We start from the raw sequence: 23,672 nt of genomic DNA, 5'->3' as shown, positions 1-23,672 counted from the left end.
CGTCACGCGACGACACCTGCACAGATCAACTCTGACAGTTATTCAGACACAAGCCCCCGCGGTGCCGGAGTATTGGCGCTGGACGCCCGCGGAGCGGGTGCCCTTCTACAGGAATCCGGTGTCATCACCGATCAGGACGGCATCCTTGGCACCGATGGTCTCCACGACGAAGTCCCGGACATCGTCCCGGACCGCGTTCTCGTCCCAGTCGGAGTGGTTCAGTAGGCGCTGCACACCGTCCGGGCGCAGCCGGCCAACCTGCTCAGCCAGGGTCCAGCCATTCTTCTTCTCCAACGGAGCCAGGAGACCCGTCAGATAGTCCAAGGCCCGCTCACGCGGCTCCGACCTCCCAAAACGATGCCCGAACCGCGCGTGCAGCTTGGCTATGTCCTCGGACCACGACTCGATCTGCTTGACCGTCAGCGACTGTTCACACAGTCACACCAACGAACAACACCGCCATCAGTCACGCCACATGCGGTTGCAGTATTAGGGATCAGTGCGACAGGGCAACGGCACCAACGTGGTCGGGTGGCCGGAGCCCGTCGCTGGTCTCCGACTACCTGACCACAGCCGAGCAACACGGCCTCGCTCAACCTCACGTCAGCTCATCGAACACACATTCTGACCGGGTGAGCGCAGATTTCCCGCCGGACCTGATCAGCGTGCAGGCCGAGCTGGCGCAGGCGAAGGCCGACCACGCGGAGCTGTACGCGGCCCTGCCGTGGTCGGCGGAGGCGTTGGAGGGCTGGGACCGCTCCAAGGAGACAGGTGGCGGCTACTACGCGAGCCACCGGCCAGACTCCGCCGGCCGGACCGACGCCCCACAACAGCACGTCGCCGAGCTGCGGGCACGGGTGCTGGCGATGGCCGAACGCGTGGTGACCCACGAGTTCTGGTCCCTCTTCGACGATGCTCCAGCGGCCCGTTCCGCGCTCAAACACACTGTGACCCGGGACTCGACTCCGTCATAGCCATGGATGCAGACGAAGGCCGCGCCTGGCCGAGGGCCGAGCCGCACCTCCCCGACGGCCAAAGGGTGCGATGGCGGCAACAGCTCAGAGCTGGATCCGGAGTCACGCGGTGGGTCGTTGAGGCGTGGAAGCGCGGACTGGCGTAGCGCGTCGAGCAGCGGCAGCACGTCGTCCTCGGTGGCCTGGCTGATGGGCATGAAGTAGGCGATGAGGGCCCGGGCGATGATCTCGGTCTGTTCTGGTGCCGCGGTCGGCGCGGGCACCTTGAGCGTCTCTAGGAACGCGGAGGAGATCTGAACGGCCGGACTGGTGCGCATCGCCTCCTTCGGGGCCGCCAGTTCGTGGTCGGGCCGGTGACGTTCGTTCGGGCGCGGAGGCTGAGGGCGATGTCGAGGAGCGCGGCGCCCCGGCCGGTCACCTTCGACGGGCGGCCGGCCTCGACGAGGAAGGCGCGGGTGGACAGTCCCTGGGCGCAGGCGAGTTTCGCGGCGGCGTCTACGAGTGCGCCCCGGTCCCAGCCGTGCTTCCGGCAGGAAGGCCGGCGGGTGGGCTACGCGTGGGACGTGCCCGCAGACACGGGAATCGGGTGGTGCGTGGCCAGGGCCAGATCGAGGTCGGCTATCAGGTCCTCGGGATCCTCGAGCCCGACGGAGAGCCTGACCAGGCTGGCGGCGGGTCGGGCCTCGGGGGCGACGGGCCGATGCGTCAGCGCCGCGGGGTGCTGGATCAGCGAGTCGACACCGCCCAGGGACACTGCGTGGGTGAACAGGCCGGTCGCCGAGGCGACGCGCTCGGCTTGGTCGTACCCGCCGCGGAGATCGATGGAGATCATCGCCCCGGTGCCCTTCATCTGCCGGCTGAGCAGTCCCTGCGGGTCCCCATCGATCCCGGGATAGTAGACGCGGGCGATGCTCGGGTGGGTCGTCAGCCACGAGGCGATGCGCTGAGCGTTCGCCTGCTGGGCACGTACCCGAACCGGAAGCGTGGCGAGCCCTCGGTGCAGGAGGTAGGCACCGAGGGGGTGGAGCAGGCCGCCGGTGACGGCGCGGACCCGGCGCAGCGCAGATGCCTGCTCCTGTCCGCAGGCGATGACGCCGGCGACGACGTCGCCGTGCCCGCCGAGGTACTTGGTCGCGCTGTGCAGGACCATCGCGGCACCGAGGTCGATGGGGTTCTGCAGGATCGGCGTCGCGAAGGTGTTGTCGACGAGGACGGGGATGCCTCGGGCATCCTCGACGACGGCGCGGATGTCGACCAGTTCGAGGGTCGGGTTGGCAGGCGTCTCCAGCACGATCATCGCCGTGTCGGGGCGGATGGTGGCGGCAACGTCCGGCGCCGAGCAGTAGGTCACCTCGGCCCCGAGGATGCCCGAGGCCAGCAGGTGGTCGGTCCCTCCGTAGAGGGGGCGGACGGCCAGAACATGGCGGCGGCCGGTCTCCTTCATGGTCGCCAGGATTGCCGCGGTCATCGCAGCCATGCCCGAGGAGAACGCCACGGCGGTCTCGGCGTGCTCCAGCTGGGCGAGAGCCGACTCGAATCGCGCCACGGTCGGATTCCAGAGCCGTGCGTAGACGGCCCCGCCCTCGGCGATCGGCGTCCCTCCGCCGGCCATGGCCTCGTAGGACAGGCCTCCGGCCTCGATGCTGGGGAGCGGACTGGTCGACGACAGGTCGATGGGCGGTGCGTGGACGCCAAGTTCTGCCAGGTCCTCACGGCCAGCGTGGACGGCAATGGAGTCGAGTTGCAGATACGACGAAGTCATGGCCCAGAGAGTGAAGCGATCCACAATCTACTTCAATACTTATTGCGGAAACCCTAGGTATTGGCCGATACTGCCGCAGGTTCACCAAGAGGAGGGCTCATGGCGAGTCAGCAGCCGAAGAAAACACAACCCACTCCGGCGACTCTCGACGGAACCGATCTGACTATCCTCGCCGCGCTCGTAGAGGACGGCCGGATGACCAACGCCGCGCTCGCGGCCCGGGTGGGCGTCGCCGAGTCGACTTGCGCGTACCGAGTACGCGCCCTGCGGGAGTCCGGTGTCATCACGAGCATCAACGCCCGGCTCGATCTCGGCGCACTCGGTCACCCCATTCACGCCATTATCAGGGTTCGTCTGGGAAGCCACAGCCGCGAGCACGTCGGCACCCTGTACGACAGACTGGTCGATGTGCCGGGCGCCTTGACGGTTCTTCACGTCGGTGGCATCGATGACTTTCTTCTGCATGTGGCCGTGGCAAGCCCGGAAGAACTACGAGACCTCATCCTGGAGCACGTGACTGTCCACCCGATGGTGCGGCAGACGGAGACCCAGTTGGTGTTCGAGGTGCGCGACGGCCGCGGCGTGCTGGACCGCTGAACCCTCGCGGGCGACTGGTTTACGTCAGCTCACTGCCCGGACCCGCCCTTGTCGAGGCGCCGTAGCGACGGAAGCAACGCGTCGGGGTCCTGACCTGTTCTGAAGACGAGGCCGTCGCCCGCGGTGAGGTCGGCCGGCACGCTGCTGATGCTGCACGGCGGAGCAGTGGGCAAGTCCCAGCAAGCCCCCGCTTCTGGAGACCGCTCGGCCTCGAACAGCAGGCGCACGCGCTACCGCCGGCTCCGGCCACACCGCCCCGAATCACACCGCTCCCGCTGATGCCCCGTCCCTCGTGGTCCTGCGCGAGGGGCCGGGTAACACATGGCGGAGTCCCTCGGCGAGGGGCCCGCACCGTCGTTCACCAACCGGTTCGAGGGTCCTGGGCTGAGGGGACAGCCGTGGGCGGCAGGGGTACTGGCCGAACATCGGGCCCTCCGCCGTGCTACTCGATCACCATGCCGTCGTCAGGTTCTTCGTAGTCGGGACCGAGACGGTCGGCGGTAAGAAGCGGCCACCACGTCTTCGACGCATGCGGCTGTGCCGACGGTACGTCCTGCCGCGCTGACACGTCGGGTCCATCCGTGGACTCGGTGAACGAACACCGGCGTCGGCCAGCCGCGGCTTTCCGTGTCGAAGACCAGCCGGGAACGGGATGACGCGCTGCCCCTGCTCCGGAGTTGGTTCTGCACGGGCAATCCCGCGGTATCCGGGCCGGCCGGCTGGCGATTCCGCGAGAACGGGAATCTGCGGCTATCAGGGCAGTGGCTCTCAGTCGCCGCGCCGCACCCGGGCCGCCCTGCGGGCCTCGGCGAGCTTGCGGGCCTCGCTGGCCTTGCGGGACTTGCCGCCGGTGCCGCGGCGGGCGTCCTTGCTGGTGCCCAGGCCGCGGAAGGGGGCGTTGGAATTCTTGGGCCGGGGTGCGGCGGGCCCGCCGTCGAGCGGAATGCCGGAGGGGGCCTTGGCCCCGGTGATCCGGCTCAGCTCCGCCTCGCCCGAGCGCACCTTGGTGATCGTCGGCTCGATGCCGGCCCCGGCTATCAGCCGGCTCGTCTCCCGGCGCTGGCCCGGCAGCACCAGCGTGACGACGCTGCCGGACTCTCCGGCCCGGGCAGTGCGGCCCGCACGGTGCACATAGTCCTTGGGGTCAGTGGGCGGGTCGACGTTCACCACGAGATCGAGGTCGTCGACGTGCAGACCGCGGGCCGCGACATTGGTCGCCACCAGGACGGTGACCTGGCCGTTCTTGAACTGTGCAAGGGTCCGTGTGCGCTGCGGCTGGGACTTGCCACTGTGCAGGGCAGCGGCGTGCACTCCGCTGGCCCGCAGATGCCGGGTGAGCTGGTCGACCGCGTGCTTGGTGTCCAGAAACAGCAGTACGCGGCCGTCGCGGGCGGCGATCTCCGTGGTGACGGCGTACCGGTCGGGGCCGTGGACGACCAGCACATGGTGGTCCATCGTCGTGACCGCCCCCGCGGACGGGTCGACCGAGTGGACGACCGGGTCGTGGAGGTAGCGGCGGACCAGGTGGTCGACGTCGCGGTCCAGGGTGGCCGAGAACAGCATCCGCTGGCCGTCGTGGTGCACCTGGTCGAGCACCTCGGTGACTTGCGGCAGGAAGCCCATGTCACACATCTGATCGGCCTCGTCGAGGACGGTGATCCGTACCCGTCCCAGGCGGCAGGCCCTGCGCTCGATGAGGTCGTGAAGGCGGCCAGGCGTGGCGACAACGACCTCGGCCCCGTCGCGCAGCACAGCGACCTGCCAGCCGATCGACATGCCGCCGACGACCGTGGCCATCCTCAGCCGGAGCGCGTCGGCATACGGCGCGAGCGCCTCGGTTACCTGTTGGGCCAGCTCCCGGGTAGGCACCAGGATCAGGGCGAGGGGCTGCTTCGGCTCCGCGCGCCGCCCGGCCGTCCGTGCGAGCAGTGGCAGGCCGAAGGCGAGCGTCTTGCCCGATCCCGTGCGCCCGCGCCCCAGGACGTCGCGTCCCGCAAGGGCGTTGGGCAGCGTGGCTGCCTGGATCGGGAAGGGCTCGCGCACGCCGAACTCCGTGAGCGTTCGCACAACCTCGGCCGGCAGTTCCATGTCGGCGAAGGCGACCGGGGACACCGTTGGGGTGAGGGACGCTGGCCGGGCGAGGTCGCCGTGCGAGGTGCTGAGGCGGTCCGGGTGGTTCATGAAGAGCCTTCCGCATAGGAAACGTACCGAGGAAGGCCCGGCAAGAATGAGCAGCCGACGAACAAGGGGAACCGCACGGACGGAGTCGCCAGCCGTCACGGCCGTCCAAACAGTTGAGGCTAACACACAGTGACAATTCGACCCGGCGCCGTGGTGCTGATCGCTCCGCCTGCGTCGGTGAACGCCACACAGGCTGAGATCCATTTCCGACGTGCCCAGCCGAGCTCCCCGCCGCGGCGTGGTCATCACGGAAGTGCGCAGTCATCACGGAAGTGCGGGCAGAGCCAACTTCAAAGAGCCCTCTCACCTGCATGGAGAGCCCCGGGGTGTCCCTCGCGTCGGGGTCCAGCTCCATGCAGGTGCGGTCCGTTTCCGGCGGCAGAATCCGGTGACGCGGCAACGGCTCCATGGCGCGCTGTCCGCCGCACTGGGCCTTGCCTGGCAGCCCCGGGCTGATGCGGGTGACAGGCAGGCAGGGGAAGGGGGCCGGGTTACCTGCGGGCTGCGGTGGCCGGCTCTGAGATCTGACCCGCGGCGGCTACTACGCGTACTACGTCGACGTCGCCCCATTCATGGCCGACCGCACGCGCAACGGCCCCTCCATGGTGCGATGGCTCGATAGCGGGCAGCAGCCGCGCCGGCGTGCGCTGGTCACCACTCGACGCCAGTACCTGCACACCACCCGCTGAACGCATCGGCCCACTCGGCGTGACAGGCCCCGCTGGGGTGCGCCAAGGGCTGGGAGCGCCAACAGTGGAATGCATGGACGACAACATCCTTTTCCTGAACGTCGACGCCCCGCTGACCGGCCACCAGGCGCTCGACGCGCTGCGGCAGGCGCACGCCAACGGCGAGGTGACATTGCGCGAGGCAGCGGTCGTCGCGCGCGACGCCGACGGCGTCCTCGACTTCCCCGACGCCGTCGACAGCACCGGCACCGCCCGGGCCTTCGCCGTCGGCGGCCTGATCGGCGGGCTCCTGGGCATCCTTGGCGGCCCGCTCGGCGTCATGATCGGCTTCGGCGCGGGCGGGCTGATCGGCGGTGCCCATGACGCGCGCGAGGCGACCGCAGCCACTGCGGCGCTGGAGATGCTGGCGGCGGAAGTGCCGCCGGGAACCACCGTGCTGGTAGCCGAACTGGTGGAGGCCGATTCATCACTCGTCGACGGACTGCTCGCCCCTTACGGGACGGCCGCGCGCTATCCCGCGAGGGAGATCCGCAAGGAAGTGGAGGAAGCCATCGCACAGAGGCATTAGGCCGGGCTCAGCCCAGCAGGGCCGATGGCAGAACCCACCGACAGCCCCGCCTCTTGGATGGTGCTACCGACGCCACCAAGCAGAGCGCCACAGTACGTGGACGGGGCTCGGCGAACATCTCGCCGAGCCCCGTCCACGTCACCGTTCCGGCCCGCTCAGCGCTCACGCAGGCTCGCGCCGGCGGCCGGGAGCTCCCAGGCCCGCTCGGTGACCAGCGCGCCGATCACGGCGCCGACTTGCGGAACCGTTTGACGACGACCATGACCGACCGCCTACCTGCGCGATCATCTAGAAGGCGCTACCAACAGAACTGACGGATCCCCCAGAACCAGCGGATGCCGAGGTCGCCGATCGGCGCCGCCGGTAGGCCCGTTGCCGGCATGCGCGGGAGCAGTAGTCCCGTGGACGCCCCCGACGCGCCCCGTCCCACTCGGAGCCGCAGACCAAGCACTGCCCTGCGTGGGGATGCAACGCATTTACGTCACACTTTTCATCACGTCGGCGCCGGATGAGCAGTTCGACGCCGTCGAGGGTGCGGGCCAGACCGAAGTCGAAGGGGTTCTCACGCTCGTCGAAGCCACCGGCCTGCCACATGCGGCCGAGCGCAGGGTACGGGCGCATGTGCTCGAACAGCTCTTCCCGGCTGCGCCACCACTGCGAGTTCGAGACGCCGGACTCCCGTTCCTCGCGCAGGACTTCGTGGACCTGGAGGGCGGCGGTCTTCACGAAGCCGCCGACCAGCTGGACCACCGCGACCACCTCGGAAGCCTGGAGGCCCGTCCCCTCGGCGATCCGTAGCGCGCGGTCGTAGTCGGCCATGATGTTCGGGCCAGGCAGCCGGCGACTGCCCGCGGTGTGCACGAGCCACGGATGCCGCTGGTGCAGGGCCCAGTGGGCGCGAGCCCACGCCTCCATGCCGCTGCGCCAGTCACCGTCCTCGGGCTCGGACTCAGGGTGGTCGGGGGCGGCCACGCCGAGTTCACCGACCACGGTGTCCCGCATCAGCTCCATCAGCTCCGCCTTGCCGGGCACATGCCGGTAGAGCGACATCGTCGTGAATCCCAGCCTCTCGGCCACTCGCCGCATGGACAGCGCGGGCAGCCCGTCCGCATCGGCGACTTCGATCGCCATCGCGACGATCCCGGTCAGGTTCAGCCCCGTTCTGCCGTGGCCCTCCTTGGCGCCCCAGAGCAGTTCGACGGTGCGTGCAGGATCCGCTGCCATGTTCTCCTCAGTCATGCGCACTCACCTCCCATCCTTGACGTTCACCCTAGCCTGCAGTTTATGGTGTACGCACTAGTGTACGACATACACCACCTGGGGGAAGGTGCACCCATGCTCGACAGCCAGTCCGATCAGCCCGACCAGCTCCACTCCGACCAGCCCAACCAGCTCTACGTCGCGCCGTGGGGTCGCGACTCCTGGCCCGGCACACTCGACCGGCCGTTCGCCACCCTGCCCGCCGCACAGCGGGCCGTCCGCGCCCGCACCGCGTCACTGCGCTCCGACCTCGTGGTCAGCCTCCGCGCCGGAACGTATTTCCTGGACGCCCCCTTCACCTTGGACGCCAGCTCAGGAGACTCGGGCGAGAACGGACACCGGGTCGTCTACCAGGCCCACGGCTACGGAACTCCCCGACAGGAGACGGCCGTTGTCAGCGGTGGCCGGGTGATCACCGGATGGCGTCCCGGCGGGGCGAACGGCGCCTGGCGGGCCGACGTGGGTTCGTTGGAGACCCGGCAGCTGTACGTGAACGGCCGCCGAGCCGCCAGGGCCTCGCTCAGCCCCGGCATCCCAGGCAGCGTGACGAAAACCGAGACTGGTTACGTCACGGACAGTCCGGCTCCGCAGAGCTGGCAAGACCCGACGAGCATCGAGTTCGTCTTCCCGTGGGTGTACCCGTGGTCGGAGGCCCGCTGCCGAGTCGCCGAGATCACCGGCGATGCGCACTCCACGACCATCACCCTCGTCCAGCCCGCCTTCAACCGGGCCCGCGAGCTCTACACCGCCACCTGGGTCGGCGACCATGCGGCGAGCCCCGAATGCCGCCGGGACACCCGGTGGGACGGCCTGGCCCGGCCGAGTTCGGCGGAGAACAGCGTGAGCTTCCTGACCGAGCCGGGCACCTTCGCCCTCGATCGACGCACCCCGGGGCGCCACGTCCTGCACTACCTGCCACTGCCCGGGGAGTACCCGGCCGAGGCCGAGATCATCGCCCCGGTCCTGGAGAAGCTCGTCCTCGGCCGGGGAACCGAGGCGAATCCGCTGCACGATGTGACGCTGCGCGGCCTGGCCTTCTCCCACGCCGGCTGGACCGAACCGGACGGACCCCACGGATTCCTGCACTTCTTCGCCAACACCTACTACGGAGGCGGTGAGCTGCAGAAGGTCGAACTCGCCGAAGGAAAAGCCCATCTGACCATCCCGGCAGAACCCCGGCTCCTGCCGGCCAACGTCGAGTTCACCGCCGCCGTGCGGGTCGCACTCCAGGGCAACACGTTCACCCGGCTCGGTGCCGGGGCGATCGGCTTCACCGGTCCGGGCCACGACAACGCGGTCGTCGGCAACCAGATCGAGGACGTCTCCGGAAGCGCCGTGACCGTCACCTCCGGCACCGGCACCCAGATCCGGCACAACCTGATCCACCACATCGGCCGCGAGTACCACGGCTCACCCGCCCTCTGGGTCATGGACGCACGCGAGGTGACGGTGGCTCACAACGAGATCCACGACGTGCCCTACAGCGGGATCGTCGTCACCGGCGGCAACCAGGCCGCCCGGGTCCAGATCATCGAGAACCTCATCCACCACACCATGACAGTGCTGGCCGACGGCGGCGGCATCTACCTCAACGGCAGACAGGGGACCTCCTACGCCGACGGCACCCTGGTACGAGGCAACGTCATCCGCGACACCATCACCCCCTACAACTTCGGCCTCTACACCGACTACGGAGCCGCCTGGGTCACCGTGCAGGGCAACGTCGTCCACCGCAGTGACACCCCGATCGTGCTACGGGTGACGCCCCCGCTGGAGAACGTGGCCTTCCTCGACAACTTCTGGGACGACCACCCCTCCGAGGCCGACACCCCGCCGAGCGGAGTCACCCTCGCCGGGAACAGGGTGCTGCCGAAGGACGGCTTCGAGGAGGCTCTGGCCGCCGATCCCGCCGGCTCCGCCATACTGGCTTCCGCGGGCCGGGGTACGCCACCCGTCGACCCGAGCCCGGGCCAGGCCGTATGACCTCCCCAACGTGGAGACTCCGCCAACAGAGCCCGGGCACCACGCAACCCCGACGCGACTCGACACCAACGCCGGCAGAAGCGTGGTGGTCACGGAACCTGCGTCCGTCTCGTCTGGCACCTGGCGCCCGCCCGCGGCCTACCTGCGCGGCCTCGAAGTCGGCGGGAGCCCATGTCTCACTGCGCTCGCCCAAGCCGGGACGGACACAGTCTCGTTGGAGGCGTCGCCCAAGTTCGATCGGCCAGCGGGCGTGGTCCCGATGCGCGTCCCCGCCCAAGCCACCACAGCCTGCCGCCCTTCAACGTCCGAGGAGCTGACCGAGGTGCGGGACAAAGTGATCGCCGAGTTCGTTGCCGAGGCTCGGTGACGCGTGCCGTACTGTGACGGATTCCCCATGATGCTTGTCCACCAGCGGGCCGAGGGTTACGCACGCGGAATCGTTGATCAAGCCGTCCGGCCGCACCACGTGGGTCTCGTCGTTCGCGAGGTTCAGCGAGGACGCCAATAGTGCGGTCCGTTCTCAGTGGAGCGTGACGGCGCAGGGCCTGTCGGATACGGGCAGGCCGGGAGGGAGGTGCGGCGCGTGACGTACGGAAGGGAGGCGAGGATGACGGGTCACGGCGTGGCGGAAAGGACGATCTTTCCGGTGGTGCGGCCGGCCTCGCCCAGCGTGTGGGCCGTGGCGGCGTCCTCCAGCGGGAAGACCGCGTCGGCGATCACTCGCAGGCGGCCGTCCTCGACCAGCTTGGTGATCTCGCGCAGGCCCTGCTGGTCGGGCTCGACGAGCATGAACCCCGCCCGCACCCCGGCCGCCTCGGCCTCCTTGTGGGGGAAGGTGTCGTCCAGAGGCAGTATCGAGACCAGCCTTCCGCCCGGGCGCAGGGTGCGCAGGGAGTGAGCCCAGTTGGCGCCGCCGATGGCGTCCAGGACGACGTCGACGTCGCGGATGGTCTCGGCGAAGTTCTGGGTGCGGTAGTCGATCAGTTCGTCCGCGCCCAGGGAGCGCAGCAGGTCGTGCTTGCCGGCGCTGGCGGTGCCGATCACATGGGCGCCGCGGGCCTTCGCGATCTGGACGGCCAGGTGGCCGACGCCGCCCGCGGCAGCATGGATGAGGACGCGCTGGCCGGGCCGGACGTCGGCAGTGTCGACGAGGGCCTGCCAGGCGGTGAGCGAGGCCAGCGGCAAGGCGCCCGACTCGATATGGGTCAGGCCCTGGGGGCGGGGAGCGAAGTGGCGGGCCGGGGCGGTGACGTACTCGGCGTAGGCGCCGGCCGGGTGTGGGAAGCACGGCATCCCGAAGACCGCGTCGCCCGGCTGGAAAAGGGTCACACCGTCGCCGGTCTCCTCGACCACTCCGGAGACGTCGAACCCCAAGGTGAAGGGAAGCTGCGTCCCGTCGGCGAACACACCCCTCTCCCGGGTCTTCCAGTCGGCCGGGTTCACACCCGCCGCGTGCACCCGGACCAGGATCTCGCCCCGGCCCGGCTCCGGGCGCTGGGTTTCGACGACCTTGAGGACGTCGGGGGCTCCGGCGGTGTCTTGGGAGACAGCGCGCATGGTGGGGGCGGTGGAGGTCAGGGACATGATGGCGTTCTCTTTCCCGGGTGTTTCGCTTGCGGTTCATGCCTGTTGTCTCGGGCACGTCATAAGACTGCCGGGACCCAAGTGCCCCCAGTAGCGGCGTGATGGCCATGGCCTGAAAGGATCTGGCCATGCACCACGTTGGCGTTCTGGCACTGGACGGCGTCGTCCCCTTCGAACTCGGCATCCCCGCCCGCATCTTCGGCGCCGCCCGCGACCGGGCGGGCAACCGGCTCTACACCGTGACCACGTGCAGCCTCGACGGCGGCCCGGTACGGACCGAAGCCGACTACGGCCTCACCGTCACCCACGACGCCTCCTTGCTGGCCTGCGTCGACACGGTCGTCATCCCGCCCTCCCATGCTCTCGGACCCATCCGCGAAGAGGGTCGCCTGCCCGCCGCGCTGCGCGACGCCCTGGCCGCCATCCGCCCCGGCACCCGGATCGTGGGCATCTGCACCGCCACGTACGTCCTGGCCGCCGCCGGGCTCCTTGACCACCGTCCCGCCACCACGCACTGGCGCGAAGCGGAGCGCCTGCAGCGGATGTTCACCACCATCCGCATCGACCCCGACGTGCTGTTCGTGGACGACGGCGACATCTTCACCTCGGCCGGCGTCGCCGCCGGGATCGACCTGTGCCTGCACCTTGTCCGCCGCGACCACGGCAGCCAGATCGCCAACGACGTCGCCCGCTCCTGCGTGGTGCCCCCCTGGCGAGACGGCGGACAGGCCCAGTACATCCAGCGCCCCGTCCCCGACCCGACGGCCACCGGCACCGCCCCCACCCAGGCATGGGCGAGGGAACGCCTCGCCGAACCCCTCACCCTGGCCGACCTGGCCGCCCACGCAAACATGAGCGTGCGCACCTTCACGCGCCGCTTCCGCGACGAGACAGGCACCACCCCCCGCCAATGGCTGATCCATCAGCGCGTCGACCTGGCGCGCCACTACCTGGAGACCACCGACTGGCCCATCGACCTCGTCGCCCACCGCGCCGGGTTCGGCACCGGTGTCTCCCTGCGCCAGCACCTCCACGCCGCTATCGGCGTCACCCCCCAGGCATACCGGCGCACCTTCCGCCCCGCCACCACGGCCGCAGCCGCCTGAACGGCCAGTGGCCGGCAGGGCGAGGTCCAGGACGGTGATGCCGGCCAGCGCCGCCAGGTGCTCGGCAGTACCGAGGCAGGCGCGGTCGCTTCGACCAGGGCATGTCCGGGCGATCACTTGAAGGGCACGGTGGGCCGTTGATCTCCGGGATACGCTGAGGTGACGGAGTGAATGCCGGTTCGGCAAGGGGGGTTACGTGAGCCGGCAGGTGATGGGGCAGGGGCGGACCGGGGCGATCGTTGTGCTCTTGGCGCTGGCTGCTGTGGCAGCCGCCGTAGGAAGTGTGGTCTTCCATCAGCAGACTGCGGTACGGGCCATGCTTATCGCTGCTTCAGTCGCTCTCGCAGTCGCGGCTGCTCGGGCCAGGTCCGCTGCCAGGCCGCGCAACTGAGCTGCAAGGCGATCAGCGCGAACGTGGCCTGAGCAACTTCGGTCTCGCGCTCGATGCCCTTGGGGCGGTTCTTCAGCCGGTGGCTCGGTCCGTTGATGGAGATCACTTCGCCGTGATGGAGGAGGCGGTCGAGGATGGACTCACCCTCTCCGGGCGGCAGTCACCCGGACCGTTATCGAAGGTAAGAGCCCCAGCACGCAGAGGTGTTCACGAGGTGAACCCAGGACCCCGAGCCGGGATCGGAGTCGGCCGGTGGGGAGCGCCTGCTCGGGTGCGGGGGGCGCCTGCACACCAACGTGCTCAACCGCGCACGGCGTCCGCGCAGCAGTCATGTACGGGCGAACGTCCCTGGCCCGACGTATGTGTTCAGACGGGGCAGGGAGGCGCCGCCGACCGGCGCGGGTTTTCCCGGACCGCTGCCGGTCCTGGGCCAGCGAGGTGGCGGAGATCAGGTGGAGTTCGCCGAGCAGCGCATGGGCGTGAGGGCTCGTGAGGTTCGCTTCGAGCGTGTTGGTGGCGGCGGAGGCCTGCGCCAGCGCCTGGGTGGGACTGCCGGCCGCCATCAGCACGTGGGTGTGGAAGAAGCCGGACAGGGCGGAGTAGACCGGGTCGTCCAACTCCGCGATCGCCTCGGCGGCACGGGTCACCGCGATGAACGCCAAGTCGGTGTAGCCGAGGTTCTTCAGCAGCAGGGTGCAGGCCGGATGGTAGGCGCCTGCCAGCAGCTTCAGCAGCTCGCGGCGGGCGGCGCCGATGGCGGCCTCGGTGGCTGCGTGCAGGTCGGCCAGTAGCGTCGGCAGCCCGGCGGCGAGGGTGCCGTATTCGGCCGCGTGATAGAGCCGGTTGGCCTTCACCACCCGTTCGGTCAGTACCGTCGCAGCAACCCCCGGTCGCCGGCGGCCCGTTGGAGTGGCCATGGTCAGCCCCATCAGCGTCAGCCGCAGGGCGGAGATCGCCTCGTGGGCCGCACCGGCGTGCGGGTCCACCGGGGCAAAGGGCCGGCCGGTCAGTTCGGACGGGGCGATCCGCAGGGCCTCTGCGAAGGAGGTGATGAGATGGGAGCAGTCCAGCAACCGCTGGCCGTTCTCCACCATCGACAGGTAGCCGGCCGACACCCCGGCCAAGCCTGCGAGGTTGCGCAGGCTCATCCCGCGCCGGCGGCGGGCCGAGCGCAGACGCTCGCCGATCCTCCGGGCCTGCTCTTCGTTCATGGCCCCCGCCTCAACTCCCGTGCCTCAGCCGTAGCGTAGGGCGAGCCTGCCGCCCTCAGGGGTCTTCCCGCGAGACGGGCGGCATCACCGCAGCCCGGCCCGATCGGCCTGATCCAGCACCGCCGCAGATTGAACGGTGGTGCGGTCGGTGAGCGCGGCGACCGGATCCCGGGCGAAGGGGTCCAACCGCAGCCGCAGCGGTGCCGCCGCGTCGGCCTCGACGAACGGGGCGGCGGCCTGGTCGGCACGGTCCTGGCGGGCCTCGGCAGCCGCGGCGACCACCAGCAGACCGGAGCGGTGGGTAGGTCGAGTGCGGCATGATCCGCTACGCGTACGTGGTCGGCGGCCTCGGCCGCGTCGCCGCACACGGCGGCGGCGCGGGCCGCGATCACCACCCGGGGCCGCCCACCACCGGGTCCGGGGCATACGGACCGCCGCCCTCCGTGATGAGGATGGCCGTTGGGTTTGGGTGTCAGGCTGTGAGTTCAACGCTGGTGGACGTAGCTGTTCCTTATGCGCACAGCAGATGCCCGTGGTCATGGAGCACGTCGCGAACTTCGGAGACTTCCTCGAAGTCCTGAAGCCGACGGAGTACGACACGGGCACGCGAGGCGATGCGGTCGCTGGTCATGTTCACGGAAACGGACACCACGCGTCGAGCTTCCTCCGCTGCCTGCTCGGGTTCGTTGGCGTCAGCGAGGGCGATGGCGAGCCACGACCGGTACAGGGCGACCTCCCGGGCGTGCGTGGCGTCGTAGCGGCTGAGGACATCGGTCAACAGCGGGACGGCTCGCAACGGGCGGTGCAGCTCGGTGAAGACCCGGGCGTCCATCACCTCCAGCTCTTCCCTGCTCACCCAGTACGCCCACGCGGGCGCCTCTCTTTCGTCTGCTTCTGTCAGTGCGTCGTGTGCCTGCCCGAGAGCCTGCATGGCGGGTTGTGCCTCTCCGGCGCGTGTGTGAGCCCACGCGACCCGGTCGAAGAACAGTGCACGCGTCTTGGCCGGAGCGTCGGACCCAGCTTCAGCAAGTGCAGCGCGGGAGAGATCAAGACCCGCGCGTTCCTGTCCGGTGTTGCTGAACTGGTAGGCAAGACTTCCCGCCAGATTTGCGACCAAGGGGCCGTCGTCCGCCTGTCGTGCCGCTTCGATACCGATGCGGTAGGCGCGTTCAGCCTGAGCGTGCTGCCCGGCATCGCTGGCGATCCAACCAGCGATCTGAGCCAGTTCGCCGATCTGGGACAGAAGCGCGCTGCCTACTGCTTCCGTGTGGGTGCTCTCGCGATACTGCCGCACCGTGGCGTTGAGTTCGCGGAACACGGGGGCCATCAGGTCGCCCCCGGCGAGCACGTCGTCAGCGAGCCGAAAGCCGTGTACCCGGGCAGCGAGGGTCGCTACGTCCTCCCGGCCGATGCGGCGGCCTGACCTTGTGTCGAGTGGCGCTAGCGAGTCGCCTGGCGGGATCAGCTCAGCGAGGACCATGGCGGCTCCGAACGGCGCTCCGTCCGTTTCCCCTCGGGCGTAGCTGGCGGCTCGCTCCAGCTCCCCGAGGGGGACACCCAGGACTTCCGCGATGAACTGAAGCCAGGAATCAGGGATGCGCTCTCCGCGCTCCCACCGGGAGACCTCGTTCCGCGTGAGGGACTGCGTACCGGAGACAGCGCACAGCATCGCAGCGAGCTGCCGTTGACTCTTACGCGCATCCCTTCTTAGCCGTGCCACGTACGCGCCGAACCACCGTCGCCGGTCATCACTCACGTGCCGGCCCCCTCTCCCCTCCAGTGTGGCCCCTCCCTGGCCCCCCGTGCGGCTCCTCTCTCAGATCTACCCCCAACGGTTGGATGAGGTTTCTGTCATCGACAGACCCCCGCGACCGTGGCGACGATCCGGGGGCGTGGCCTCAACCCCATGGAGGTTGAAAGCGTGCTCCACACTATCCGAACGATCTTCGAATCGCTGCTGTACCGGTTACTACCGGCCCGGGGCTGCCACCGCACGGCCGATGCACCGCGCGCCGCGTCGTATGAGGACACCCCGACGCTCACACTCGCCCGAGTCCCCGCCGGGCGGCCGGAGTTGCCGCTGCTGCGTGGTGAAGACGTGCCCTTGATCCGTCCGTACCTCCTCACTCCTGAGGAGCGCCAGGAGCGGCGGTGGCAGCGTGGGCGGCGCCGGGCGCTGTGGCTCTCGGTGCACGGCATCGACGCCGGGCCGGGTCGGATCCACGGTTTGAGGGTGGTGAGCTGATGCCTGGCATGAGCCGTCCGGTTCACCTGCCGGACCCGCACACGAACCCCGAGCCGGCACCGGGGTGCGACGTCTGCCGGGAGTTGGTGAAACAGCGAGCCGAGGCTCGGAAGCGCCGGGAACACGGCCGCGCCGCTTTGTGCACGGTGGAGATCGGGCAGCACCCCCACCCGCAGGCGGCCCGCAAATGAGCGTGGGTGTGTGGTCGCGGTTGTGCGACCGGGTCGAAGAAGCATGGAATCGGCACGTCAGGTACCGGGAGTTGTACCGGCGGCTTGATCTGCTGCGGGAGGCAGTCAAGGCCCGTACCGCGTGGGTGGACGAGCTGTCCGAGGCTGAACTCGAAGAGATGCTGCGTGGTCTGAACACGTGTATCGACGCGGTGCAGGCAGTAGCCAGTGATACCCCGGTGCGTCAGGACGACACTCCATGACGGCCCGGGAGAGATTCTCGGAGTGGACGCTGCGAGCCGATCCGAAGGTGGGCGTCGGGCATGTGGGGCGGTGCCTCATCTGCTGGGAGCCCTGTGTCGATACCCCCTCCGCCGATCAGGCCAGGGACTGGTGCCTCAAGCACGTGGACTCCACCGGTCACGACTCCTTCACGTTGACGGCGGAGGAGTTCTTCGATGCCATCCTGACCGATCACCCGTCGGTGAACGGCACTTCGCCGACGTAGACCAGGACGGGGCCACTCGGCTGCGGGCTTGCCCCGTTCCTCCTGCGACCTGACAGACGGAGCTGCCGGGTACGGTGACCCGCCAGTGTGGAGCTGGCGGGTCCTTGCATGCAGCCGTTGAGGTCGTGGGCCGACCTGCTGCGCGAGGCCCTTGCCGCCGCCCGCGACGGGCAGTTGGCCGGCTCCCGCTCGCATGCGGTCGCCCCGCCGGCTTCGGGCCTGCGTGGACAAGGAAGCGGGAAACCTGTCGTAGGAGGGTGTGCCCGCGCCGGCGGCTCACGGTGCACACCGGCGCTCACGTCCTCTCAAGCGCTCCAGCGCGAGCTCAGGGTGCACGTCACCGTGCGCCGCGCGGCGTACGGAAGCGCGGTCGGCGTGCGCCTGCATGAGACATGCTCTCGTCATATGCAGGATGGCTTGAGTGTGCCGTGTCAACTCTGTGCGCCCTGGGCCGAGAGTTGCCGGGGCGGGCTGGGGCGAGTGTTGTAGACGGCGGAACCACTGACTGCTGGCCTGAATTACCCGTTGCTGACTCAGAAACGTACGACAGCTGCGGCGGGCACGCGCCAACCGGTGCGGACGTCCGAGCTGCGCCAGGGCCTGCCTGGTCGCTGCGCCGGTGCCATGGTGCTCCGGCCAGGCTACTGCGGCCCGGCCTCGGTGGGGGTGCGTCGGCTGGGTGGAGGGAGGTTGCCGTGCCCACGTCCATGCTTGCGTGCCGCACCGGGCTGCCGTTGCGTTGCCGGCCCGGGCCCGGGCTGTGGTCGCCGCTGCCACGGGCGCCTCGGCGGGTATGGCGGTGCGTCCGGCGCCGGCCCTGAGCCTGCGGCCTCAAGGGAAGTCCGCACAAGCAAAGCTGCGACAACGGAGTGCTAAGTGACGTCGACTGAAATGGTCCGGGATCTGCGCGCTATGAGACAGGGTCGGATGAACATCTGGGATCTGGAGGCTTGTGGGCTGATCCAAGGGAGGCGTCGGGGAATCTGCCCGAAGAGGTGCGGGCCCGGTTCGCGGAAGCCCCAGCGGTTGCAGGCACTGCCTGCGACAGAGCGGTGTGTTGCATCATGAATGAGCCCGGTGTGTCCTTCGCGTCGAAGGAGCCGTTGTCGGTTTCCGGCTGGCTGGCGAACGCACTATGCGCCCAGGGAGTCGAGTACGTTTTTGCTGTCCCCGGTGGGCCGCTGCTGTCTTTGTACGAGGAGCTCGAGAACTTCCCGGGCTTGCGGCTGGTCCTGACCCGGCATGAGGAAGCGGCGGCTTTCATGGCGGACGGGTACGCGCAGGCGAGCGGGCGGTTGGCGGTGGTGTGTGCGACGACAGGGCCGGGCGCGATGCACACCCTCACCGGTGTCGCCAGCGCGACGAGCGACTCGATGCCGCTGGTGGTGATCACCGCGCAGACCGCGACTTCCGCGTTCGGCCGTAGCGGACTGCAGGACAGCAGCGGCGGGAACTGGTCGGTCGATACCGTGGAGATGTTGCGGACCGCGACCAAGCTGTCGACACGGCTCGCCCATCCCGGCCAATTGCCATGGCTGTTCTGCCACATGATGCGGACCATCTGGAGCGGGCGTCCCGGCGCAGTCCATCTGAGCTTGAGTTCCGACATGATGAACAGCCCCGTGCCCGACGTTTCCATACCCCCGCCCTGCCACACGGTGTCCACCGTGCCTGATGCGGCTGCGGTGGCGTTGCTCGCGCAGGAACTTCGACGGTCGCGGCGGCCTGTGATCCTTGCCGGGCAGGGGGCGAAGCTGTCCGGCGCGGCCGGCTCGCTGCAACAGCTCGCCGAGAATGCGGGCATACCGGTCGCGACCACGCTGAAGGGCAAGGGCGTCTTTCCTGAAGACCACCCATGGTCGCTGGGGGTGTTCGGGCTCGGCGGCACACCTGCCGCGTTCGGCTATCTGCTCTCCCCCGAAGTGGACCTGCTGCTGATCATCGGCAGCGGGCTGGGGGAGGTGGTCGCCAACGCCTTAGACTCCCGGCTGGTGACGGGTCGCCAGGTGATCCAGATCGACCTCGACCCGCTGCGTCTGGGTGCCGGCTGCGATCTCGACCTGGCCATCGCAGGTGACGCCGACACCGTGCTTCGCGCGCTGCTTGCCGAACTGGCGGATGTGCGCGCCGCGCCGTGTGTGCCTGATGGTGTGCTCACCGCGGCACAGGACGAGCTCCTGGTGCGCGTTCCGGCGTCCGCCATACAGAAGGACCACCCGGTCCTTTCCGCGTCGGCCGTCGTGAGCAGGATGAGCGAGCAGCTGCCTGAGAACACCATCCTCTATGTCGACAACGGCAACTGCCTGAGTTGGGTCGGCCAGCACTACCGGTCCCGCCCTGACGGGCAGATCCACTTCTCGTTCAACGTTGCGTCCATGGGGTACAGCACGGGGGCCGCCATCGGCGGCAAGCTCGCCCACCCGGGTCGTACCGTCGTAGCCGTCACCGGCGATGCGGCTTTCGCGATGAGCGGGATGGAACTGCACACTGCGGCCGAACTCGGTCTTCCCGTCATCTGGGTCGTGCTCAACAACGGCGGCAACGCTATGGTCCTCAACATCCAGGAGAGCATCTTCGGCCACGGATCCCGCTCGATGTACGACTCCCCCATCGACGCAGCAGCCATCGCCCGAGGACTCGGCGCCCAAGCCCGCACCGCAGCAGACCTGGACTCATTCACTCAAGCCCTCAGCGAGGCTCTGGAGGCCGGCAGCCCCTTCCTCATCGACGTTCACGTGGACCCCTCCGAGGTCCCCTGGGCCCTCAGCACCCGCATCACCAGCCTGCGGTCGGCTTTCACCGACCGCCCCGCAAGCGGGTGGTGACCGCTGTGCGCCTGCCCTACCCACGCCCCGAGGACCACCCCGAGCCGCTGAAGGAGGTGCCGCCGCTCAATCTGTTCCGCGCCTTCGGCAATGCTCCCGCCTATGCCGGCGGCCTCATCGACCTCGGGCTTGTCGGCCTCGGCAAGCTCATCCTCACCTCACGGCAGCGTGAACTACTGATCCTCGATACCGCGACCATCTCCGGATCCGCCTACGTGACCCAGGCTCATATCCCGTTCGGGCAAGCCGTAGGCATCACCGGCGAGCAAGCGTCCTTCATTCGGCAGCGGGAACCGCTGCCGGGCCCCTTCCTCCCAGAAGAAGCCGTGCTCCTGGCCGTAGGCCGCGAGCTCCTCCAGCACGCTACCTGCACCGGCGAGACCATCCAGCGTGCCTACCTGCTCTGTGGCGCCCGAGCAGTCACCGAGACCCTCATCCTGGTCGGCTACTACCGTCTGGTCTGCGGCTTTGCCAACGCCCTGGACGTGGAACCAGACGGCAGGTCCAGCCAGATGCTCCCCTACACTTCCTGACCCCCACACAGGTCAGCTCAGGGGCATCACAGCCCGGAATGCGATGGGCCTAGCCGTACGTGCTGTCAGCGGGGCGGCAGGGTGCTCCTGTCCGGCCCCACTGCCATGAGCACCGGGGAGCCGGTGCACGCGGACAGCGCGACCGGTCGGCGCGAGGAGAACAGCCGCTACCCCTCGTCCCCCTCTCCCGCCCGCGCGGCCAGCCGGGCGGCGCGCAGGCTGAGGTGGTGCCGCTCCGGGAGGCTGGCAGTGCGGCGGGCGGCGGTGCGGTAGTCGGCGACGGCTGCCTCCCGGTCCCCGGCGAGCTCGTGGAGATGGGCGCGGACCGCGTACAGCCGATGGTGTTCGGCGAGCACGGGCGGCGGGTCGGCGAGCAGGTCGAGGCCGGCGGCGGGGCCGTCCACCATGGCGGTGGCGACCGCCAGGTTCAGGGTGATCAGCGGATTCCCGGAGACTTTGGCGAGCACCCCGTACAGGGCGAGGATCTGCGGCCAGTCCGTCTCGGCGGCGGTCGGCGCCTCGTCGTGAACGGCTGCGATCGCCGCCTGCACCTGGTACGGGCCGACCGGGCCGCGCGGCAGGGCGGCGGTGATCAGCGCGACGCCCTCGGCGATCGCGGCCGTGTCCCAGCGGTCGCGGTCCTGCTCGGCGAGCGGCACGAGTTCGCCGTCCGGGCCGGTACGGGCGGGTCCGCGCGCCTCGGTGAGCAGCATCAGTGCGAGCAGGCCGGCCACCTCGGCATCGTCCGGCAGTAGCGCGTGGACGGCCCGGGTGAGGCGGATCGCCTCCCGGGAGAGTTCGACGCGCCGCAGCTCGGGGCCGGTGCTGCTGGCGTACCCCTCGTTGAAGATCAGGTAGAGGACGTGCAGCACCGCGTCCAGCCGGGCCGGCCACTCGGCGGCATCCGGCATCCGGAACGGCACCCCGGATGCCTTGATCCGCTGCTTGGCCCGGCTGATCCGTTGGCCCATGGTCGCCTCGGGGACGAGGAATGCGCGGGCGATCTCGCCGGTGGTCAGGCCGCCGACCGAGCGAAGGGTGAGCGCGATCGCCGAACCCGGCGTGAGCACGGGGTGGCAGCACAGGAACAGCAGCGCGAGGGTGTCGTCGTACGCGCCCTCGTCCCCGGCGTCGGCCGCTGATGCGGACCGCCGGTCGGCCGGGACCTGCCCGGCCACGAGCTCCTCACGCCGGCGGCGGGCCTGCTCGCTGCGGACCTGCTCGGTCATCCGGCGTCCCGATACCTGGATCAGCCAGCCCCGAGGATTGCGCGGGACGCCCTGGGCCGGCCACTGGGTGGCGGCGTCCAGCAGGGCCTCCTGGACGGCGTCCTCGGCGGCGGCGAAATCCCCATAGCGGCGGGTGAGCACGCCGACGACCTGCGGCGCGAGCGTGCGCAGCAGGTCGTCGACGGTCGGTTCGAGGGGCGTCACCGGGGCATGCTCACAGCTCGGCGGGCGGTGCCGCCATGACCTGGCGCACCTCGATCGGCATGTCGAGCTGCCGCCCGCCCGGGCCGGGAGCGGCGGAGACGGCGGCGGCGATCTCGATCGCCCGCTGTTCGGTGTCGCAGTCCACGATCCACCAGCCGGCCACCCACTCCTTGGCCTCCGGGAACGGGCCCTCGGTGACAACCGGGGCACCGCCGCTGTGGGAGCGCACGATCCGGGCAGTCTCCGGCATGGCCAGGCCCTGGGCGTCGACCAGCTCGCCGGCGGCGGCGAGGCCGGCATTGGTCTCCTTCATGAACTGGATGTGGGCCTGGATCTCCTCGGGCTTCCACTCGTCGAGCTTGGGGAAGTCGACGTTCTTCTCGCTGAACTGCATCAGCAGCATGTACTTCATGGTTCTGCTCCTCGTTCGTCGTGCCCGCCCCGGGCGGGGGCTCTCACGGGTAGGTAGAAGCACGCCCGGCGTTTTCGACATCCTCGGGGGAAACCCGCGAAAAAACTTAGCGGCCACCCCGAGGGGGTGTGTGGACGAGAGCCGGCTCTGGTCCACTTCGTGTGGTCGCGTACGCAGGGTGGCTGTTGATCTTCGCCTAATGGTGGTTTTAGTGGTCGTAGGCGGTCAGTTCGCGCATGACTGGCTGGTCGCGCATGACCCTGGCTCCCCTCATCAGGCCCCTTGGAATCGATCATCTAGGCTGGCGTGATGACTGATGAGCAGGAGCGGGTGCAGCCGTCGGGAGTGTGGGCCACGGCGGTGGGGGTGGCCAGGGTGCGGGCGCTGGAGACCCAGCGAGAGAACGCGCTGTTCCGCGACCCACTGGCACAGGCCTTCGCCACCGCAGGCGGCCTGTGGCCCTCCTCGCCGCCGCTGCCCGATGACGAGGCCGCGCGACGCCGCCGGCTGGCCGTGTCGCTCTCCATCGTCATCAGGACGAAGTTCCTCGACGACCTGTTGCAGCAGGCCTCCGCGTCCGGGGTCCGGCAGGTCGTGCTGCTCGGCGCCGGCATGGACAGCCGGGCCTTCCGGATGGACTGGCCCGAGGGCACCCGGCTGTTCGAGGTCGACACCGCCGCGCCACTGGACTTCAAGGCATCTGTGCTGCGCCAGGAGCGGGCAGTCGCACGCTGCGAGCGCATCACCGTCGCGGTGGATCTGCGTGAGGACTGGCCCGGCGCGCTGGTCGCCGCAGGGCATGACCCGGCCGTGCCGACCGCGTGGATCGCCGAAGGACTGCTGATCTATCTGCCCGAGGACGCGGTGGAGCTACTGCTGGCCCGGATCAGCACGCAGTCGGCAGGAGGCAGTCGGATGGGGCTGACATTGGGGTCGCGCGGCGTGATCGAGCGCTTCGGCGCGGACGCCGCGCCGGGATCGGCGGCGTCCATGTGGGTCTCGGAGATGCCCGACGACCCGGTGGGCTGGCTGGCCGGGCACGGCTGGGAGGCCGACAGCCACACCCTGCGCGAGCGCGCTGCCGCCTACGGCCGCCCGATCAGCACCCCGCCGCAGCGCGAGGAGCGGCCCGGCGGACTGATCTCGGCGGTCCGCCGGTAGAGCGCCTCCCGGTTCCCTAGATGATCGATTCCAAGGGGGCTTGACGAGGGGAGCCAGGTTCATGCGCGGCCAGCCAGTC

21 protein-coding genes and 2 pseudogenes are annotated in these 23,672 nt (G+C 69.5%); 11 read left to right on the top strand and 12 right to left on the bottom strand.

Annotation, left to right across the window (positions count from 1 at the left end; genetic code table 11):
• Positions 1-108 precede the first annotated feature (108 nt).
• A pseudogene (locus tag IEZ17_RS37565) lies at positions 109-408 on the bottom strand (transposase); the annotation flags it as partial.
• A 224-nt stretch (positions 409-632) separates the two neighbouring features.
• Between IEZ17_RS37565 and IEZ17_RS37560 the strand changes: the two are divergent.
• On the top strand, positions 633-974 hold the full coding sequence (locus IEZ17_RS37560) for a DUF8825 domain-containing protein (protein WP_189308116.1): 342 nt from the start codon (positions 633-635) through the stop codon (positions 972-974).
• Positions 975-1,524: 550 nt separating this feature from the next.
• Here the strand turns inward: IEZ17_RS37560 and IEZ17_RS37555 are convergent.
• On the bottom strand, positions 1,525-2,736 hold the full coding sequence (locus IEZ17_RS37555; protein ID WP_189308115.1) for a trans-sulfuration enzyme family protein: 1,212 nt from the start codon (positions 2,734-2,736) through the stop codon (positions 1,525-1,527).
• A 99-nt stretch (positions 2,737-2,835) separates the two neighbouring features.
• On the opposite strand from IEZ17_RS37555, the gene IEZ17_RS37550 reads away from it, so the two are divergent.
• Complete coding sequence (locus IEZ17_RS37550) at positions 2,836-3,333, top strand: Lrp/AsnC family transcriptional regulator (RefSeq protein ID WP_189308114.1); 498 nt, start codon at positions 2,836-2,838, stop codon at positions 3,331-3,333.
• A gap of 768 nt (positions 3,334-4,101) precedes the next feature.
• Here IEZ17_RS37550 and IEZ17_RS37545 read toward each other — a convergent pair.
• The gene (locus IEZ17_RS37545; protein ID WP_189308113.1) at positions 4,102-5,514 is read right to left on the bottom strand and encodes a DEAD/DEAH box helicase; all 1,413 of its coding nucleotides are present in this window, start codon (positions 5,512-5,514) and stop codon (positions 4,102-4,104) included.
• A 762-nt stretch (positions 5,515-6,276) separates the two neighbouring features.
• On the opposite strand from IEZ17_RS37545, the gene IEZ17_RS37540 reads away from it, so the two are divergent.
• A complete protein-coding gene (locus tag IEZ17_RS37540; protein ID WP_189308112.1) occupies positions 6,277-6,771 on the top strand; it encodes a DUF1269 domain-containing protein in 495 nt (164 codons plus the stop codon).
• 288 nt (positions 6,772-7,059) lie between these two features.
• Here the strand turns inward: IEZ17_RS37540 and IEZ17_RS37535 are convergent, their stop codons facing one another.
• Positions 7,060-8,010: a TetR/AcrR family transcriptional regulator gene (locus IEZ17_RS37535; protein ID WP_189308111.1), complete on the bottom strand. Its 951-nt coding sequence runs from the start codon at positions 8,008-8,010 to the stop codon at positions 7,060-7,062.
• 96 nt (positions 8,011-8,106) lie between these two features.
• Between IEZ17_RS37535 and IEZ17_RS37530 the strand changes: the two genes are divergently transcribed.
• The gene (locus IEZ17_RS37530) at positions 8,107-10,014 is read left to right on the top strand and encodes a right-handed parallel beta-helix repeat-containing protein (protein WP_189308110.1); all 1,908 of its coding nucleotides are present in this window, start codon (positions 8,107-8,109) and stop codon (positions 10,012-10,014) included.
• 298 nt (positions 10,015-10,312) lie between these two features.
• On the opposite strand, the gene IEZ17_RS37525 is transcribed toward IEZ17_RS37530, so the two are convergent.
• Together IEZ17_RS37525 and IEZ17_RS37520 are read right to left on the bottom strand one after the other, a co-directional pair.
• On the bottom strand, positions 10,313-10,519 hold the full coding sequence (locus IEZ17_RS37525) for a hypothetical protein (RefSeq protein WP_189308109.1): 207 nt from the start codon (positions 10,517-10,519) through the stop codon (positions 10,313-10,315).
• Between the two features lie 110 nt (positions 10,520-10,629).
• Entirely contained in the window at positions 10,630-11,598 is a 969-nt protein-coding gene (locus IEZ17_RS37520) for an NADP-dependent oxidoreductase (protein ID WP_229853016.1), read from the bottom strand.
• 128 nt (positions 11,599-11,726) lie between these two features.
• On the opposite strand from IEZ17_RS37520, the gene IEZ17_RS37515 reads away from it, so the two are divergent.
• Positions 11,727-12,704 (top strand): GlxA family transcriptional regulator, encoded by a 978-nt coding sequence (locus IEZ17_RS37515; protein ID WP_189308108.1) that lies wholly within the window; start codon positions 11,727-11,729, stop codon positions 12,702-12,704.
• Between the two features lie 422 nt (positions 12,705-13,126).
• Here IEZ17_RS37515 and IEZ17_RS44300 read toward each other — a convergent pair.
• The 4 genes and pseudogenes from IEZ17_RS44300 to IEZ17_RS46075 all read right to left on the bottom strand — a co-directional run.
• A pseudogene (locus IEZ17_RS44300) lies at positions 13,127-13,234 on the bottom strand (ATP-binding protein); the annotation flags it as partial.
• Position 13,235: 1 nt separating this feature from the next.
• Positions 13,236-14,306, bottom strand: a complete 1,071-nt coding sequence (locus tag IEZ17_RS37505) for a helix-turn-helix domain-containing protein (RefSeq protein WP_229853014.1) — start codon at positions 14,304-14,306, stop codon at positions 13,236-13,238.
• Between the two features lie 84 nt (positions 14,307-14,390).
• Positions 14,391-14,588, bottom strand: coding sequence for a hypothetical protein (locus IEZ17_RS37500; protein ID WP_189308107.1), 198 nt, complete (start codon positions 14,586-14,588; stop codon positions 14,391-14,393).
• A gap of 229 nt (positions 14,589-14,817) precedes the next feature.
• Positions 14,818-16,062 (bottom strand): helix-turn-helix domain-containing protein, encoded by a 1,245-nt coding sequence (locus IEZ17_RS46075; RefSeq protein ID WP_189308106.1) that lies wholly within the window; start codon positions 16,060-16,062, stop codon positions 14,818-14,820.
• A 165-nt stretch (positions 16,063-16,227) separates the two neighbouring features.
• Between IEZ17_RS46075 and IEZ17_RS37490 the strand changes: the two genes are divergently transcribed.
• From IEZ17_RS37490 to IEZ17_RS37470, 5 genes are all read left to right on the top strand, one after another.
• On the top strand, positions 16,228-16,551 hold the full coding sequence (locus tag IEZ17_RS37490) for a hypothetical protein (protein ID WP_189308120.1): 324 nt from the start codon (positions 16,228-16,230) through the stop codon (positions 16,549-16,551).
• Between the two features lie 187 nt (positions 16,552-16,738).
• Positions 16,739-16,984 (top strand): hypothetical protein, encoded by a 246-nt coding sequence (locus IEZ17_RS37485; protein ID WP_189308105.1) that lies wholly within the window; start codon positions 16,739-16,741, stop codon positions 16,982-16,984.
• The gene (locus tag IEZ17_RS37480; RefSeq protein WP_189308104.1) at positions 16,981-17,229 is read left to right on the top strand and encodes a DUF7848 domain-containing protein; all 249 of its coding nucleotides are present in this window, start codon (positions 16,981-16,983) and stop codon (positions 17,227-17,229) included. The genes IEZ17_RS37485 and IEZ17_RS37480 overlap by 4 nt, the downstream gene beginning before the upstream one ends.
• Positions 17,230-18,293: 1,064 nt before the next feature.
• Entirely contained in the window at positions 18,294-20,054 is a 1,761-nt protein-coding gene (locus IEZ17_RS37475; protein ID WP_229853013.1) for a thiamine pyrophosphate-binding protein, read from the top strand.
• A gap of 5 nt (positions 20,055-20,059) precedes the next feature.
• Positions 20,060-20,587, top strand: coding sequence for a carboxymuconolactone decarboxylase family protein (locus IEZ17_RS37470; RefSeq protein WP_189308102.1), 528 nt, complete (start codon positions 20,060-20,062; stop codon positions 20,585-20,587).
• A gap of 167 nt (positions 20,588-20,754) precedes the next feature.
• Here IEZ17_RS37470 and IEZ17_RS37465 read toward each other — a convergent pair whose 3' ends face one another.
• Both IEZ17_RS37465 and IEZ17_RS37460 read right to left on the bottom strand, forming a co-directional pair.
• Entirely contained in the window at positions 20,755-22,020 is a 1,266-nt protein-coding gene (locus IEZ17_RS37465) for an RNA polymerase sigma factor (protein ID WP_189308101.1), read from the bottom strand.
• Positions 22,021-22,030: 10 nt separating this feature from the next.
• Entirely contained in the window at positions 22,031-22,432 is a 402-nt protein-coding gene (locus IEZ17_RS37460; protein ID WP_189308100.1) for a YciI family protein, read from the bottom strand.
• 309 nt (positions 22,433-22,741) lie between these two features.
• On the opposite strand from IEZ17_RS37460, the gene IEZ17_RS37455 reads away from it, so the two are divergent.
• Positions 22,742-23,593 carry a class I SAM-dependent methyltransferase gene (locus IEZ17_RS37455; RefSeq protein WP_189308099.1) on the top strand — a complete coding sequence of 284 codons (852 nt, stop codon included), beginning with the start codon at positions 22,742-22,744 and terminating at the stop codon, positions 23,591-23,593.
• The last annotated feature ends 79 nt before the right edge of the window (positions 23,594-23,672 follow it).

It is taken from the genome of Streptomyces albospinus, from assembly GCF_014648695.1.
In the GTDB taxonomy this organism is placed as follows: Bacteria; Actinomycetota; Actinomycetes; order Streptomycetales; family Streptomycetaceae; genus Streptomyces; species Streptomyces albospinus.
Note: the sequence above shows the minus strand (reverse complement) of the source record. Positions and strands in the feature narration are given on the sequence as shown.